The 1,102-nt window shown below is 46.6% G+C and carries 2 pseudogenes; both read left to right on the top strand.

Annotated features, from left to right (window positions below):
* Positions 1 to 27 precede the first annotated feature (27 nt).
* A pseudogene (locus R7M72_RS25615) lies at positions 28 to 954 on the top strand (DUF58 domain-containing protein).
* 40 nt (positions 955 to 994) lie between these two features.
* A pseudogene (locus tag R7M72_RS25610) lies at positions 995 to 1,102 on the top strand (DUF4381 domain-containing protein); the annotation flags it as partial.

Here is a 1,102-nt window from a genome sequence, read left to right as displayed (position 1 = left end):
TTGGCAGTGCATAAACAGGTGAGTGATATGTCCGCTACACATTCATTACCACCTCATGCGAATGGGGTGACATTAACACTGGAAGAACTGCTTCAATATCGCACGCAGTCGGTACGTTGGTTGCCACCGGCACAAAGCATTTGGTCGCAGATGAGCGGCAACCATACGAGCCGACAAAAAGGTCGTGGTATGGACTTTATGGAAGTGCGCCAGTATCAAGCCGGAGATGACATTCGCAGCATCGACTGGCGAGTCACAGCGCGCACCGGAAAAGCACACACTAAATTGTTTGCGGAAGACAAAGAACAAGCGGTGATTTTGTATCTCGACCTCAGCTCAAGCCTTCACTTTGGCTCAAAGTACGTATTGAAGTCCGTACAACTCGCTCATTTCGCCAGTGTTCTTATTTGGCTCACATTAGCCAAAAAGGATCGTATTGGCGCGGTGATTGATGATGGACATCAATGCTTAGAATTTCGCCCTTCCTCTTTGCAAAAACAGGGGCTACGGATTCTCAATGCTATCGTTGATACCCATAACGCGCAGTTGACTCAAGATCCAAATCATGAGACTCGCACAATGCCATATTCGCAAGTGTTAGAAACACTCCACACACTCACGCCAAAAGGCAGTGAACTGATTCTACTCAGTGACTTTGCACATGTAGAAGAAAGAGAGCTAACGCAACTGCGTCGCCTTTAACAACACAACAGCGTGAGAGCCATTCAGTTTTACGACCCATTGGAAAGAGGAGAAACCGACTTTCGTGGCCAAGCAAAAGCCTCTGATGGTCGTCGTAGCCAATGGTTCAACTTCGGCTCAACAGGACAAAGAAAAGCGCTCGAAACACACTTTACTCAACACCAAGAATCCATCAAACAACAGTGTCATTCGATGGCTATTCCATTTAACACACTATCAAGTGGTTGGCCTTTGATTCAGCAATTAAGCTAACAGGCCTTACAAAGCAGTTTTCAATAAAGCAGTAATAATAATGACAACAAACAACCAAAGCCTAGACCTTGAACCTTTGATTTTGCCGAACGCTCCAGATTGGTTCCCACTTGCGTGGGGATGGTGGGCAATGCTTGCGGCGATCGTT

The organism is Vibrio sp. YT-18 (genome assembly GCF_033337345.1).
In the GTDB taxonomy this organism is placed as follows: Bacteria; Pseudomonadota; Gammaproteobacteria; order Enterobacterales; family Vibrionaceae; genus Vibrio; species Vibrio alginolyticus.
Note: the sequence above shows the minus strand (reverse complement) of the source record. Positions and strands in the feature narration are given on the sequence as shown.